The organism is Pelomonas dachongensis, from assembly GCF_043555865.1.
In the GTDB taxonomy this organism is placed as follows: Bacteria; Pseudomonadota; Gammaproteobacteria; order Burkholderiales; family Burkholderiaceae_C; genus Pelomonas; species Pelomonas dachongensis.
The window spans coordinates 1-255 of record NZ_JBIGHY010000067.1; the positions used below are offsets into that span (position 1 = coordinate 1).

The 255-nt window shown below is 65.5% G+C and carries 1 pseudogene; it reads right to left on the bottom strand.

Annotation, left to right across the window (positions count from 1 at the left end):
- Nucleotides 1–255: pseudogene (locus tag ACG02S_RS26350) on the bottom strand (IS481 family transposase); the annotation flags it as partial.

Sequence of the window (255 nt, forward strand, 5' to 3'; positions counted from 1 at the left end):
GCAGGCACCGATCCAGCCCCGAGCGAGAGACGGCCGGGTTGATGAACTCACGCACTACCACCAAGAGATCGTCCAGTGGAATCAGCGTCAGGCGGCGCACCTCGGCCACGATGGCTTCTTGCCCCTCCGTCAGCGTGGTGCTGAGCTTGTGCGGGCGGTGCGAGCGGTCCTGCACGTCCTCCCGGTTCCTCCACTTCCTGGCCGTTTGGCGGCTGATGTTGTAGCGCTCGGCCAGGTCTGCCAAGCTGGATTCGG